Raw genomic sequence first — 14,262 nt, 5'->3', positions numbered from 1 at the left:
TGACGACAGTCTTCGCTATAATCCGCGACCTGCCCACGCCGCAGGCTCGCCTAGCGCTGTTTTTAATAGCGATTTATCACAGCCTGGGCCGCCATTACCTCGGTCTACCATAGGGCCTGAAAGGATCGCGCATGTTTGAAAACTTGACTGACCGTCTCTCGCAGACGCTGCGCCATGTCACCGGCAAGGCCAAGCTGACCGAAGACAATATTAAAGACACCCTGCGTGAAGTACGCATGGCGTTGCTGGAAGCCGACGTCGCCTTGCCTGTGGTCAAGGACTTCGTCAACGCAGTCAAGGAACGTGCGGTCGGCACTGAAGTGTCCCGCAGCCTGACGCCGGGCCAGGCCTTTGTGAAGGTCGTCCAGGCCGAGCTCGAAAGCTTGATGGGCGTGGCCAACGAAGATTTGAACCTCAGTGCCGTGCCACCGGCCGTTGTGCTGATGGCCGGTTTGCAAGGTGCGGGTAAAACCACCACCGCCGCTAAACTCGCGCGCTTCCTTAAAGAACGCAAGAAAAAGACGGTGATGCTGGTGTCGGCCGACGTTTACCGTCCGGCAGCCATCAAGCAACTGGAAATGCTCGCCGGCGAAGTAGGCGTGACCTTCTTCCCGTCCGACCTAAGCCAGAAGCCGGTTGATATCGCCCAGGCGGCTATTAACGAAGCCAGGCTGAAATTCATCGACGTGGTTATCGTCGATACCGCCGGTCGCCTGCACATTGATGAAGAGATGATGGGCGAGATCAAGGCGCTGCATGCCGCGATCAACCCGGTGGAAACCCTGTTCGTGGTCGACGCCATGACCGGCCAGGACGCGGCCAACACCGCCAAGGCCTTCGGTGATGCACTGCCGCTGACCGGCGTGATCCTGACCAAGGTCGACGGCGATGCCCGTGGCGGTGCCGCGCTGTCGGTGCGTGCCATCACCGGCAAACCGATCAAGTTCATCGGTATGGGCGAGAAGAGCGAAGCGCTCGAACCATTTCACCCTGAGCGGATTGCCTCACGTATCCTCGGCATGGGCGACGTGCTCAGCCTGATCGAGCAGGCCGAACAGACCCTCGACAAGGACAAGGCCGACAAACTGGCCAAGAAACTGAAGAAGGGTAAGGGCTTCGACCTCGAAGACTTCCGCGATCAGTTGCAACAGATGAAGAACATGGGTGGCCTCGGCGGCCTCATGGACAAGCTGCCGAATATCGGTGGAGTCAATCTGGCGCAAATGGGCAACGCCCAGGGCGCGGCAGAGAAGCAATTTAAACAGATGGAAGCCATCATCAATTCCATGACCCCGGCCGAGCGCCGCGACCCTGAGCTGATCAGCGGTTCGCGCAAGCGTCGGATCTCCATGGGTTCCGGCACCCAGGTGCAGGACATCGGTCGCTTGATCAAGCAGCACAAGCAGATGCAGAAGATGATGAAGAAATTCTCCGCCAAGGGCGGAATGGCCAAAATGATGCGCGGCATGGGCGGAATGATGCCTGGTCGCGGCATGCCAAAAATGTAAAGAATTCGCGCAAGAGCTTGCTCTTGCTCCGACCCACAGGGATGTGGGATCTCCAGCAAACCCGCACGTGCGGGAGCTGACTGGCCGTTTTTAACGACGGCTCCATTGCAGATCTGAATGGCACGCCGACTAGGCGCCAGAAAAAGACATTTGCAAAAGTCCGGATATTCCTTAGAATATGCGGCCTTTCGGGCACCTATGCCCGCTGTGCATTTAGTTTTGCAGCACCGACTACAGGAACGATCTTCACATGCTAACAATCCGTCTTGCCCTCGGCGGCTCTAAAAAGCGCCCGTTTTACCACTTGACCGTAACCGACAGCCGCAACCCGCGCGACGGTTCGCACAAGGAACAGGTTGGTTTCTTCAACCCGATCGCTCGTGGTCAAGAAGTCCGTCTGTCCGTGAACCAAGAGCGCGTAGCCTACTGGCTGAGCGTTGGTGCACAGCCTTCTGAGCGTGTTGCTCAGTTGCTGAAGGATTCGGCTAAGGCTGCGGCCTGAGCAATATGAACGCGACGCCTGTTGTTGCTGATGATTTGATCGTTATCGGCAAGATTTACTCTGTTCACGGCGTTCGCGGCGAAGTAAAGGTGTACTCCTTTACTGATCCGACTGAAAACCTGTTGCAATACAAAACCTGGACGCTCAAGCGCGAAGGTAGCGTTAAGCAGGTTGAGCTGGTCAGCGGACGTGGGAACGACAAGTTCCTGGTCGCAAAGCTCAAGGATCTTGATGATCGTGAAGAAGCTCGTCTTCTGGCCGGTTACGAGATCTGTGTGCCGCGCAACCTGTTCCCTGAATTGACCGACGGCGAGTACTACTGGTACCAGCTGGAAGGTCTGAAGGTCATCGACCAACTCGGGCAATTGCTCGGGAAGATTGATCATCTTCTGGAAACCGGCGCCAATGATGTAGTGGTGGTCAAGCCTTGCGCTGGCAGCCTGGATGATCGCGAACGCCTGTTGCCCTATACCGAGCAATGCGTGTTGAGCGTCGACCTAGCAGCGGGCGAGATGAAGGTGGAATGGGACGCGGACTTCTAAGCGTGGCTAATTTGCGCGTAGAAGTGATCAGTTTGTTTCCCGAGATGTTTTCCGCCATCAGCGAGTACGGCATCACCAGTCGGGCGGTGAAACAGGGGCTCTTGCAGCTCACCTGTTGGAACCCGCGAGACTACACGACGGATCGACATCACACTGTGGACGATCGCCCATTTGGCGGTGGTCCGGGCATGGTGATGAAGATCAAGCCCCTGGAAGATGCTCTGGTTCAGGCCAAGGCAGCAGCCGGGGAGAAGGCGAAGGTAATTTACCTGTCCCCTCAAGGCCGTCAGCTGAATCAGTCGGCGGTACGCGAGTTGGCGAATCAGGCAAGCTTAATCCTGATTGCCGGTCGCTATGAAGGCATTGACGAGCGTTTTATTGAAGCTCATGTCGATGAAGAGTGGTCGATTGGAGACTATGTCTTGTCTGGTGGCGAGCTGCCGGCGATGGTCCTGATAGATGCGGTTACACGACTGCTGCCTGGAGCTTTAGGGCATGCGGACTCCGCGGAGGAAGATTCCTTCACGGATGGTTTGCTGGATTGCCCGCACTACACCCGACCGGAGGTGTATGCGGATCAGCGTGTTCCCGACGTATTGCTAAGTGGCAATCACGCACACATCCGGCGTTGGCGTTTACAGCAGTCCCTCGGGCGGACCTATGAACGACGCGCCGATCTTCTGGAAAGCCGCTCGCTTTCTGGAGAAGAGAAGAAGCTGCTCGAGGAATACATCCTCGGGCGGGACGATAGTTAACAACGTATCGATGGTAGATCCGACGATCTACCTTAGGAGCACAGCATGACTAACAAAATCATCCTTGCACTCGAAGCAGAGCAGATGACCAAAGAGATCCCTACCTTTGCCCCGGGCGACACTGTTGTCGTTCAGGTGAAAGTGAAGGAAGGCGACCGTTCGCGTCTGCAAGCGTTCGAAGGCGTGGTAATTGCCAAGCGTAACCGTGGTGTGAACAGTGCTTTCACTGTTCGTAAAATCTCCAACGGTGTTGGCGTAGAGCGTACTTTCCAGACCTACAGCCCGCAAATCGACAGCATGGCCGTTAAACGTCGCGGTGACGTACGTAAAGCCAAGCTGTACTACCTGCGTGACCTGTCCGGTAAAGCAGCTCGCATCAAGGAAAAACTGGCTTAAGTCCAGCTTCCCGATGCAGAAAAAAGCAGCCTTCGGGCTGCTTTTTTGTGCCCGCGATTTGAACCCAGCCTTGGGGAAAAATCCGGGCAACTGCTACGCTGGGCGCGATAGGATCTACCACATCACATGAATCCCCACCGAGCCCTCATGCCCGCCATTGATCATCCCCTGATAGACCGTTTCCTCGATGCCCTCTGGCTGGAAAAAGGCCTGTCGGACAACACCCGTCAGGCCTACCGCAGCGATCTGGCCTTGTTCAACGGCTGGCTGCAGGAGAAAAACCTGGAGTTGATCAATGCCGGTCGTGAGCTGATCCTCGACCATCTGTCCTGGCGCTTGGAACAGAACTACAAGCCGCGTTCCACCGCGCGATTCCTCTCCGGTGTGCGTGGCTTTTATCGTTATTTGTTGCGGGAAAAGTTGATTGCCGTCGACCCAACCCTGCAAGTTGATATGCCGCAACTGGGTAGGCCTTTGCCCAAGTCCCTATCAGAAGCTGACGTCGAAGCCCTGCTGGCGGCCCCCGACCTGAGCGAAACCATCGGCCAGCGTGATCGAGCCATGCTGGAGGTGCTGTATGCCTGCGGTCTGCGAGTTACCGAATTGATCAGCCTGACCCTGGAGCAGGTTAATTTGCGCCAGGGCGTACTGCGGGTGATGGGCAAGGGTAGCAAGGAGCGGTTGGTGCCCATGGGCGAAGAAGCCATCGTGTGGATCGAGCGCTACATGCGCGATGCCCGCAGCGAACTGCTCGGTGGGCGTCCCAGTGATGTGCTGTTCCCAAGCCAGCGTGGCGAGCAGATGACCCGCCAGACTTTCTGGTATCGCATCAAGCATCAGGCCAAGGTCGCCGGCATCAGTAAGTCGTTGTCGCCCCACACCTTGCGCCATGCTTTCGCTACCCATTTGCTCAACCACGGCGCGGATTTGCGGGTGGTACAGATGCTGCTGGGGCATAGCGATTTATCCACAACCCAGATCTACACCCATGTGGCCCGGGCGCGCTTGCAGGATATGCACGCCAAGCACCATCCTCGCGGGTGAAATAGCTTGCGAAAAAGACCAATTTACCTGCGACAGTCTGCCCCCCGGCCCAACTGTGGTAGGCTTTGCCGGTTCGCAAAGGGGACGGCCCAAACCCGTGTTTTTAGATCGGTATTCTTGCTCCCGTCCCTGCATCTGCCTTCAGGAGTTCCCATGCGTTTGACCCAGATTTTTGCCGCCGCAGCCATTGCGTTGGTATCAACCTTTGCCGTCGCCGATGACGCCGCCGAGAAGGCGATCCGTAAGAGTCTGGAAAGCCTCCAGCTCGAAACCCCGGTGGAAAGCATTAGCGCCAGCCCCATGGCTGGCCTGTATGAAGTCAAGCTCAAGGGCAGCCGCGTGCTGTACGCCAGTGGCGACGGCCAATACATCGTCCAGGGTTACCTGTTCCAGTTGAAAGACGGCAAGCCGGTCAACCTGACCGAGAAAGCCGAGCGCCTGGGTGTGTCCAAGTTGATCAACGCCATCCCGGTAGCGGAAACCGTGGTCTACCCGGCCATCGGCGAGACCAAGACTCACATCACCGTCTTTACCGACACCACCTGCCCGTACTGCCACAAGCTGCACGCCGAAGTGTCTGAGCTGAACAAGCTGGGTGTGGAAGTGCGTTACGTAGCGTTCCCGCGCCAGGGCCTAGGCTCGCCAGGCGATGAGCAGTTGCAAGCGGTCTGGTGTGCGGCTGACAAGAAAGCGGCCATGGACAAAATGGTCGACGGCAAGGAAATCAAGTCCGCCAAGTGCGCCAACCCGGTTTCCAAACAGTTTGCCCTGGGCCAGTCCATTGGCGTGAACGGTACGCCGGCCATCGTTTTGGCTGACGGCCAGGTCATTCCGGGCTACCAGCCTGCACCACAAATCGCCAAACTGGCGCTGGGTGCAAAATAAACAGTATCGTCGAGCCTTTGACGATCATGCCCCGCCGACAGATCGACGGGGCATTAATAGAGAGCCGCAGTTGTGCGGCTGTTTTTCACGGCCGACCTTGAGTCGGCCGTTTCATGGGGAGTTCTTCAGTGAAACCGGTCAAAGTAGGCATCTGTGGGTTAGGGACCGTCGGTGGCGGCACCTTGAACGTACTTCAGCGTAACGCCGAGGAAATTTCCCGCCGTGCAGGGCGTGGGATTGAAGTGGCGCAAATTGCCATGCGTACGCCAAAGCCCCAGTTCCAAACGACCGGTATTGCGATTACCAACGATGTCTTTGAAGTCGCCACCAACCCAGAAATCGATATCGTCATCGAGCTGGTGGGCGGTTACACCATTGCCCGTGAACTGGTGCTCAAGGCCATCGAAAACGGTAAGCACGTGGTCACCGCCAACAAGGCGCTGATCGCCGTGCACGGCAACGAGATCTTCGCCAAGGCCCGCGAGAAGGGTGTGATCGTGGCCTTCGAAGCAGCAGTCGCTGGCGGTATCCCGGTGATCAAGGCCATCCGTGAAGGCCTGTCGGCTAACCGCATCAACTGGGTCGCCGGGATCATCAACGGCACCGGTAACTTCATCCTTACCGAAATGCGCGAGAAGGGCCGTACCTTCGAAGACGTGCTGGCCGAAGCCCAGGCACTGGGTTATGCCGAAGCCGATCCGACCTTCGACGTCGAAGGCATCGACGCCGCCCACAAATTGACCATCCTGGCGTCCATCGCCTTTGGTATCCCGCTGCAGTTCGACAAGGCCTACACCGAAGGCATCACCAAGCTGACCACCGCTGACGTGAACTACGCCGAAGCCCTGGGCTACCGCATCAAGCACCTGGGGGTAGCGCGCAGCACTGCGGCCGGTATCGAGTTGCGTGTACACCCGACGCTGATTCCGGCCGATCGCCTGATCGCCAACGTCAATGGCGTGATGAACGCCGTGATGGTCAACGGTGACGCTGCCGGCTCGACCTTGTTCTACGGTGCCGGCGCCGGCATGGAGCCGACGGCTTCGTCGGTGATCGCCGACCTGGTGGACGTGGTTCGCGCCATGACCAGCGACCCGGAAAACCGCGTGCCGCACCTGGCCTTCCAGCCTGACTCGCTGTCGGCTCACCCGATCCTGCCGATCGAAGCCTGCGAAAGCTCCTACTACCTGCGCATCCAGGCCAAGGACCATCCGGGCGTGTTGGCCCAAGTGGCCAGTATCTTGTCGGAACGCGGCATCAACATTGAATCGATCATGCAGAAGGAAGTCGAAGAACACGACGGCCTGGTGCCCATGATTCTGCTGACCCACCGTGTGCTGGAACAGCACATGAACGATGCCATTACCGCGCTGGAAGCCCTGCAGGGCGTGGTTGGGTCGGTGGTGCGGATTCGCGTCGAACACTTGAACTAACCGCTTTGTTCCAAGGGCCCCGCGCGTTCGGCGGCCCTTGTTCGAGAACGCTTTAGAGGAGCCAGTCATGCGCTACATCAGCACCCGCGGCCAGGCACCGGCCCTGAATTTTGAAGACGTCCTGCTGGCCGGTTTGGCTACTGACGGCGGCCTGTACGTGCCGGAAAACCTGCCACGCTTCACCCAGGAAGAAATCGCCTCCTGGGCCGGCCTGCCGTACCACGAGCTGGCGTTTCGGGTCATGCGCCCGTTCGTCACCGGCAGTATTCCGGATGCCGATTTCAAGAAGATTCTGGAAGAGACGTATGGCGTGTTTTCCCACAGCGCCATCGCCCCATTGCGTCAGCTGAATGGTAACGAATGGGTCCTGGAGTTGTTCCACGGCCCCACCCTGGCGTTCAAGGATTTCGCCCTGCAATTGCTGGGTCGCCTGCTCGACTACGTGCTGGAAAAGCGCGGCGAGCGCGTGGTGATCATTGGTGCTACCTCCGGTGATACCGGCTCGGCGGCCATCGAAGGTTGCAAACACTGCGAAAACGTCGACATCTTCATCCTGCATCCGCACAACCGTGTATCGGAAGTGCAGCGCCGGCAGATGACCACGCTCTTCGGCGACAACATCCATAACATCGCCATCGAAGGCAACTTCGATGACTGCCAGGAAATGGTCAAGGCCAGCTTTGCTGACCAGAGCTTCCTCAAGGGCACGCGCCTGGTGGCGGTGAACTCGATCAACTGGGCGCGGATCATGGCCCAGATCGTCTACTACTTCCATGCAGCCCTGCAGTTGGGCGGCCCGGCGCGTTCGGTGTCGTTCTCGGTGCCGACCGGCAACTTCGGCGACATCTTTGCCGGCTACCTGGCGCGCAACATGGGCCTGCCGATCAACCAACTGATCGTCGCCACCAATCGCAACGACATCCTGCACCGCTTCATGAGCGGCAACCAGTACGTCAAGGAAACCCTGCACGCCACACTGTCGCCGTCGATGGACATCATGGTTTCGTCCAACTTCGAACGCCTGCTGTTTGACATGCACGGTCGTAATGGTGCGGCCCTGGCTGGCCTGATGGACAGCTTCAAGCAAGGTGGCGGCTTCAGCGTCGAGCAAGAGCGCTGGACCGAAACCCGCAAGCTGTTCGACTCCCTGGCCGTGGACGACGCCCAGACCTGCGAAACCATCGCCGAAGTCTACGCCCAGACCGGCGAGTTGCTGGACCCGCACACCGCCATCGGCGTCAAGGCCGCGCGGGAATGCCGTCGCAGCCTGGACATTCCGATGGTGATCCTCGGCACCGCCCACCCGGTCAAGTTTCCGGAAGCGGTGGAAAAGGCTGGTATCGGCAAGGCGCTGGAACTTCCGCCACACCTGGCGGACCTGTTTGAGCGTGAGGAGCGTTGCACGGTATTGGCTAATGACCTGAAAGCAGTGCAGGCGTTTGTCAGCCAGCATGGTAATCGTGGCAAGCCGCTCTGATCCCAAGGCTTTACGTGGTTGATCAAGCCCGTCTTCGTGACGGGCTTTTTCATTGTGGCGAGTCATACTTGCGTAGGCGACTGACAAGAACAATCAAGGAACCAACACGGTGTGTTTATCGACCCGAGGGTACGTATGGCTGGTGTGTGTGCTGTTGCTCGGCCATGGGCCTGCAAGCCTGGCCGCCGTCAGTCTGCCCTTCAAGCTGGTGCCGGCGTTTATCCCGCTGGAGCCTTTGCCCCTGACCCCCGCCGAGCAGCAATGGATGGCGGCCCATCGGACCTTGAAGGTGGGCATCTCCATTGATGACTACCAGCCGATTGATATCACCCGCGACCACAATCGCTACCAGGGCATCAGTGCCGATTACCTGAGCCTGATCGGTGCGCGTCTCGATGCGCCGATGCAAGTACTGGGCTTCGCCGAACGAGCACAGGCGGTAGAGGCCTTGCGTACCGGAGCTATCGATATTCTCACCAGCGCCAACGGCTACGAGCGCGACGTGCCCGGGCTGCGATTTACCCGTGACTACATGCCGGATCGCTCGGTGGTGGTCGTGCGCCGGGACGACACCACCCAGAACGACGACCTCAAGGACAAGAGGGTGGTATTGCTCGACGGCTACGCCAACGTCAATAACGTCCATAGGGCGTATCCCACCAGTCATATCATGCTGGCGCCCAATCTCTACAGTGGCCTTGAAGCGCTCAAGCAAGGCGATGCCGATGCGTTTATCGGCAACGAAGTGATCGTGCGGGCCTACAAGTCGCTGCGTCCCTACCTGGGCTTGCAGATCAAGGTGGAGAGCAGGCTTGCGCCCATTGGCTTTGCCTTTGCCACGCGTGAGGCCGACCCGCTATTGGGGACGATGATGGACCGGGCGCTGTCGAGTATCGATGAGTCGGTGCAGCGGGAAATACTGGCGCGCTGGACCACCGGTCTGGGCGTCGGCATTGCGGCGGAACGCATAGCCTTGTCGGCCTCGGAGCGGGCGTGGGTGCTTCGGCATCCTCATGTGGTGGTGGCGTCCCAGCAACTGTCGCCGTATGTATTCAAGGACAAGGAGGGCCAGTGGGTGGGCCTGAATGTCGACCTGCTCAACCGGATTTCTCGCATGACCGGCGTGCAGTTCGTCCTGGAGGAAGTGTTTTCCACCACGCAAACCCTGGCGTTGCTGGAGACGGGCAGGGCGGATATGAACACCACCTTGGTCGAGAGTCAGGAGCGCAAGGGATTTCTCAATTTCAGTCATGGTTTTGGTGGCTCCGGATGGGTGTTTATCCAGCGCGTCGACGCACCGCCATTGACCGGTTTGAGCGAGCTTTCCGGCAAGGTGCTTTCGCTGCCGGCACGCCATGTTCTGGAAAGTTACATTCGCCGTGAGCATCCCGAGATTGAGCTGCGGTCGGTGGATAACTATGCCCAGGCCCGTGAGCTGGTGATCCGGGGTAACGCGGCGGCGACCATACAGAGCGAAGTGGAGGTGCAGAGTTACCCGGCCGATGAGTTGCGCGTCGGTCGCAGTGTCGAGGGCAAGTGGTCGGTTAACAGCCTGTCGGTGCGCAAGGACCAACCCGAGCTGCTGAGCATTTTGAACAAGGCGCTGGAGGCGCTGCCCGTAGCCGAGTTGAGCGCTTTGCGCCTGCGCTGGCTGGGCGCCGTGCCGATCCCTGTGCCGGCCTGGCAGCGTGTGCCACCTTGGGCTTATTGGACGGTCGCCATGGCGATCCTTTTTGTGCTGGTGTCCCTGGCCTGGAACAGCCGGCTCAAGCGCCAGATCCGCCAGCGGCTTGAGGCTGAGCATCGGCTCAACGATCAGTTGGCCTTCAAGAGCGCTCTGCTCGATGGCATGCCCAACCCGGTGTTTGTGCGTGATCTGGCCGGCCGCTTGGTGACTTGTAACACCAGCTATGAGCAGCAACTGGCCACCCGGCGTGAACAGATTCAAGGCCTGACGCTGATGGAAAGCGGCCTGATGCCCGAGGCGACAGCCGCGCGCCTGCACGCCGGTCACATGGAGCAACTGGCGACGCAACAGTCGCTGTTTGTCGATCGGCAACTGGAGTTCAACGGTGGGACCTTTCACGTCTATCAATGGACGGTGCCGTTTTTTGACGCTCAGGGCCAATTGCAGGGCTTGCTCGGTGGCTGGATCGACATCAACGAGCGCAAGGTCCTGGAAAACCAGTTGATGGACGCACGCCAGGCCGCCGATGAGGCGAACTATGCGAAAAGTGCCTTCCTCTCGACCCTGAGCCACGAGATTCGCACACCGATGACCGCCATCATCGGTTTGCTTGAGCTGGAACAGGAGCGAGCCTTGGCCGAAGGCAAGCCCGTGTCCGAAGGGCTGCGTGTGGCCCATCGCTCGGCGCGGGAGCTGATCGCGCTGATGGGCGACAGCCTGGATCTGGCCAAGATCGAAGCGGGTCATTTACAACTGGTGCCGCAAACCACCGACCTGAAAGGCTTTTTCGTAGGTATTCAGCGGCTGTTTGAAGCCATGGCCCAGAAAAAGGGCCTGCACTTGACCCTGGCCTTTGATCCGGCGGCGCAAGGGTATTACTGGTTCGACCCGCTTCGCCTGCGCCAGGTGATGCATAACCTGTTGGGCAATGCGCTCAAATTTACCGAGCGCGGAGAGGTTCGCGTCAGTGTCGCCTGCAAGCTGGATGAGGTGGGTGCCCACTACCTGCACTTGTGTGTCGAGGACAGCGGGCCGGGTATCGGTATCGAGCAACAGGCGCGGGTGTTCAAGCCGTTTATCCAGGTCAGCTCGCTGACGGCGGCCGAACACGGCGGGACGGGCCTGGGCTTGAGCATCTGCCAGCAACTGGTGGAGTTGATGGGCGGCACTATCACCCTGAAAAGTGTCGTGGGGGAGGGCACAGTGGTGTGCATCGACCTGTACCTGGACCGGGTCAGCAGTGACGATGTGCCGGCGGCGCCTGTTGTACCGTTGCCGGCTGCCGGCCGCAGCCTGTCGGTGCTGATCGTGGATGACCTGCCGGCCAACCGTCTGGTGCTGGCTCAGCAGCTGCAGTTTCTCGGTCATCAGGTGGTGGCCCTTGATTCGGCCGAGGCGGCCTTGCAGCGTTGGCGCAACGAGGTGTTTGACGTGCTGGTGACCGATTGCAACATGCCGGGCATGTCCGGCTATGCCTTGAGCGAGGCCATCCGCCGGATTGAGGCGCAGGAGCAAAGACCGCGCAGCGCGCTGGTGGGCTGCACGGCCAATGCCCTGGATGACGAGCAGCAGCGTTGCCAGGAGGCGGGAATGGACGAGCTGCTGGTCAAGCCCATCACCCTGGAGCACTGGAACCAGGTGCTCGCCCGCGTGGCGCCTTTGCGCTCCTTTGATATTCATACCCTGCGCACCATGACTCAGGCCGACGGGCCGGTCCTGCAGCGGATGTTGCAGGAGCTGGCGAAGAGCCTTGAGCACGAACAGGAAGTGATGGCCGCGGCCTTGGCGGATCAAGACCTGGCGCGACTGACCGCCTCGCTGCATCGCCTCAAGGGCATTTGTTGCCTGGTGGATGCGTTGCCGCTGGCTAAGGCCTGCGTGGCGCTTGAAACCTGTGTCCGAGAGCAGCGTGGCGACGAGATCGAGGCGCAATGGCTGACGCTGTGCCAAGCGCTGATTGAGTTGCGCAGTGACCTTGAACCTTATCTGGATGAGGGAAAATAAGACTCGTCCTATGGGGTATCACCGGGTTTTTGGCTAGTCTGGGCGGTCTCGCGTCCCCCCGGTAGAGTTTCCCATGCGCTCCCTTAACGTCCTGATCCTTGAAGATAACCCGTTCCAGCTGATGGCTCTGCACCAGATGCTCAATGCCAACGGTGTGTTCAACGTGCTGACGGCCGAAAGTGTCGAGGCCGCCCGCCAGTCACTGGAGAGCAAGGGGCCGGTGGACATCGCTATTTGCGATCTGTACCTGGAGCAGGGCGATGGTCTGGAACTAATCCGTGAGTTGGCCGAGCGCCAGCTGGCTCAAGTGCTGATTCTGTTGAGCAGTGCCGAGCCGGACGTCCTGGAGGGCGTCGCGAACATGACGCGCCAGGTCGGGCTCAATGTGCTGGGTTGCTTTCCCAAGCCAGCGTCGGCCAAGTTGATCGGGCAATTGTTGACGGCTTGCCAGCAGCGCTTGCGTCCAGGGCCACCCGTCATGTCTTGGGAACTGGTGCGTCAGTTGCTGGGCTTGAGTGAAGTAGAGACGCTGCCACCCTCGCCGGATGTCGGTCAGGCCGCCATCGCGCGCTGCGCCAGTGCCTGGTTTCAGCCTATCGTCAGTCAGGCGGGAGAGTTGCAAGGGGTTGAGGCGCTGGCCCGGTGGCAGCAGCCTGAGGGTGAATTGCTGTTGCCCGAGGAATTTCTTCCGGCGCTGGAGTTTGCAGGCATGGAAGAGGCGTTTACCTGGCATATGCTGGAAGAGGCGCTAGGCATTGCCACTCAGGTATTACGGGAGACAGGCAAGGTACTGCCGGTGGCGGTCAACCTGGCGGGCCGGATGCTGGAACATCCACATTTTCCCCAGATGCTGCAAGGGTTGTTGCAACGCTACGCCGTACCTGCCAACAGCCTGACCCTGGAACTGGTCGAAACCTCTCGTTTAAAGACGGACAGCGCCCATGTCACCGGTTTGCTCCGCTTGCGGATGATCGGCTGCAAGCTGTCCATCGGTGACTTCGGCGTGGGTGGCACCAGTTTGCAGCGCCTGCTGGAGCTGCCCTTCACTGAACTGAAAATCCCGCCTGCCTTCGCCTGCGGGATGGCGGGCGATGAACGCAAAGCTGCGGTGGTCGCCGGAGCTATGGGTATGGCTGGGCATCTGGGCGTGGGTGTGGTGGTCACCGGCATTGAAACCGCTGCCGACCGTGACGCCGTGTGTGAGTTGGGATCTGCCTGGTTGCAAGGCTGCTTTATCGCTCCTCCCATGTGCGCTCAAGCGCTAAAGAGATGGATCGCGCAGTGCCCAGGGTTTGCAGCCTAGGTTAGACCGTGTTCTTGCACGTAAATGAACAGCGCTGCATCGCTGGTCAGTCCGAGCTTGCGCATGGCACCGACTTTTTGCGCACTGACGGTCTGTTTGCTGCGATGGAGGTTCGCCGCGATTTCGCCCACCGTCAATCCGGCGGCCAGCAGGCGGATCACTTCCAGTTCACGGGGTGACAGTTGATCCTGGGAATACAGTCGATCAGGGCCTGCCAGGCTCAGCGCCTGACGAATGGTGTGTGCCACATAGGGTCGTTGGTGCCGTGCCTGCCTGATCGCTTCAGGCAGTTCATTCGCTAGGCTGGCCTTGCTCAGCAGGCCCATGACGCCCAGTTCCAGGATGGCGTGAAACAACCCGGCGTTATTGAGCATGGTCACCACCACGATGGGCAGGGTCGGGTAATGGCGACGTAGCTGTTCAATCAGGCGCAAGCCATCTGCCTGGGGCTCGGCGGGCATCATGAAGTCGGTGACCAGCACATCGCAGGGGCAGTGTTGCAGCAGCTCGGTAAGGGCTTGGGGGGAGTTGGCTTCACCGACGATGCTCAGCCGTTCGTCGTGCTCCAGTACCGCCCGCAAACCGATGAGAAAAATCGGATGGTCGTCGGCGAGGACGATGCGCAATGGCTTTTCAGACGCTCTCAAGGCGGGCTCCCGGGATAATCCGGGGATTCTAGCCTGTTAGCGGGGAAGTGAGCTGAAGGCGGTGCGCAGCGATGCTCAA

General features: G+C 59.4%; 12 protein-coding genes. 11 read left to right on the top strand and 1 reads right to left on the bottom strand.

Going from position 1 to position 14,262, the window contains the following annotated elements:
• Positions 1-131: 131 nt before the first annotated feature.
• The 11 genes from ffh (at position 132) to AAEZ06_RS07335 (ending at position 13,536) form a co-directional block, all read left to right on the top strand.
• The gene (ffh, locus tag AAEZ06_RS07385) at positions 132-1,508 is read left to right on the top strand and encodes a signal recognition particle protein (RefSeq protein ID WP_149412449.1); all 1,377 of its coding nucleotides are present in this window, start codon (positions 132-134) and stop codon (positions 1,506-1,508) included.
• A gap of 250 nt (positions 1,509-1,758) precedes the next feature.
• Positions 1,759-2,010 carry a 30S ribosomal protein S16 gene (rpsP, locus tag AAEZ06_RS07380; protein WP_025854836.1) on the top strand — a complete coding sequence of 84 codons (252 nt, stop codon included), beginning with the start codon at positions 1,759-1,761 and terminating at the stop codon, positions 2,008-2,010.
• A gap of 5 nt (positions 2,011-2,015) precedes the next feature.
• A complete protein-coding gene (gene rimM / locus AAEZ06_RS07375) occupies positions 2,016-2,552 on the top strand; it encodes a ribosome maturation factor RimM (RefSeq protein ID WP_133102130.1) in 537 nt (178 codons plus the stop codon).
• Positions 2,534-3,307 (top strand): tRNA (guanosine(37)-N1)-methyltransferase TrmD, encoded by a 774-nt coding sequence (gene trmD / locus AAEZ06_RS07370; RefSeq protein WP_178114431.1) that lies wholly within the window; start codon positions 2,534-2,536, stop codon positions 3,305-3,307. The genes rimM and trmD overlap by 19 nt, the downstream gene beginning before the upstream one ends.
• Positions 3,308-3,352: 45 nt before the next feature.
• Positions 3,353-3,703 (top strand): 50S ribosomal protein L19, encoded by a 351-nt coding sequence (gene rplS, locus AAEZ06_RS07365; RefSeq protein ID WP_063322826.1) that lies wholly within the window; start codon positions 3,353-3,355, stop codon positions 3,701-3,703.
• Positions 3,704-3,850: 147 nt separating this feature from the next.
• Positions 3,851-4,747 (top strand): site-specific tyrosine recombinase XerD, encoded by an 897-nt coding sequence (gene xerD / locus AAEZ06_RS07360; protein WP_149412451.1) that lies wholly within the window; start codon positions 3,851-3,853, stop codon positions 4,745-4,747.
• 153 nt (positions 4,748-4,900) lie between these two features.
• Positions 4,901-5,632: a bifunctional protein-disulfide isomerase/oxidoreductase DsbC gene (gene dsbC, locus AAEZ06_RS07355; RefSeq protein ID WP_350613674.1), complete on the top strand. Its 732-nt coding sequence runs from the start codon at positions 4,901-4,903 to the stop codon at positions 5,630-5,632.
• A 128-nt stretch (positions 5,633-5,760) separates the two neighbouring features.
• Positions 5,761-7,065 carry a homoserine dehydrogenase gene (locus AAEZ06_RS07350; RefSeq protein WP_149412453.1) on the top strand — a complete coding sequence of 435 codons (1,305 nt, stop codon included), beginning with the start codon at positions 5,761-5,763 and terminating at the stop codon, positions 7,063-7,065.
• 67 nt (positions 7,066-7,132) lie between these two features.
• Entirely contained in the window at positions 7,133-8,542 is a 1,410-nt protein-coding gene (thrC, locus tag AAEZ06_RS07345; protein ID WP_350613672.1) for a threonine synthase, read from the top strand.
• A gap of 109 nt (positions 8,543-8,651) precedes the next feature.
• On the top strand, positions 8,652-12,233 hold the full coding sequence (locus tag AAEZ06_RS07340; RefSeq protein ID WP_350613670.1) for a transporter substrate-binding domain-containing protein: 3,582 nt from the start codon (positions 8,652-8,654) through the stop codon (positions 12,231-12,233).
• A 73-nt stretch (positions 12,234-12,306) separates the two neighbouring features.
• Positions 12,307-13,536: an EAL domain-containing response regulator gene (locus AAEZ06_RS07335; RefSeq protein WP_350613668.1), complete on the top strand. Its 1,230-nt coding sequence runs from the start codon at positions 12,307-12,309 to the stop codon at positions 13,534-13,536.
• Here the strand turns inward: AAEZ06_RS07335 and AAEZ06_RS07330 are convergent.
• The gene (locus tag AAEZ06_RS07330; RefSeq protein WP_502948026.1) at positions 13,533-14,162 is read right to left on the bottom strand and encodes a response regulator; all 630 of its coding nucleotides are present in this window, start codon (positions 14,160-14,162) and stop codon (positions 13,533-13,535) included. The genes AAEZ06_RS07335 and AAEZ06_RS07330 overlap by 4 nt on opposite strands.
• Positions 14,163-14,262: the final 100 nt, after the last annotated feature.

Origin of the sequence: Pseudomonas sp. HY7a-MNA-CIBAN-0227 (genome assembly GCF_040310325.1) — a bacterium.
Classification (GTDB): domain Bacteria; phylum Pseudomonadota; class Gammaproteobacteria; order Pseudomonadales; family Pseudomonadaceae; genus Aquipseudomonas.
This window is presented reverse-complemented; position numbering and strand designations above follow the sequence as displayed.

Coding starts and splice junctions, on each gene's coding strand:
- dsbC (WP_350613674.1), top strand. CDS start 4,901: ATGCGTTTGACCCAGATTTTTGCCGCCGCAGCCATTGCGTTGGTATCA.
- rpsP (WP_025854836.1), top strand. CDS start 1,759: ATGCTAACAATCCGTCTTGCCCTCGGCGGCTCTAAAAAGCGCCCGTTT.
- AAEZ06_RS07335 (WP_350613668.1), top strand. CDS start 12,307: ATGCGCTCCCTTAACGTCCTGATCCTTGAAGATAACCCGTTCCAGCTG.
- ffh (WP_149412449.1), top strand. CDS start 132: ATGTTTGAAAACTTGACTGACCGTCTCTCGCAGACGCTGCGCCATGTC.
- rplS (WP_063322826.1), top strand. CDS start 3,353: ATGACTAACAAAATCATCCTTGCACTCGAAGCAGAGCAGATGACCAAA.
- xerD (WP_149412451.1), top strand. CDS start 3,851: ATGCCCGCCATTGATCATCCCCTGATAGACCGTTTCCTCGATGCCCTC.
- trmD (WP_178114431.1), top strand. CDS start 2,534: ATGGGACGCGGACTTCTAAGCGTGGCTAATTTGCGCGTAGAAGTGATC.
- rimM (WP_133102130.1), top strand. CDS start 2,016: ATGAACGCGACGCCTGTTGTTGCTGATGATTTGATCGTTATCGGCAAG.
- thrC (WP_350613672.1), top strand. CDS start 7,133: ATGCGCTACATCAGCACCCGCGGCCAGGCACCGGCCCTGAATTTTGAA.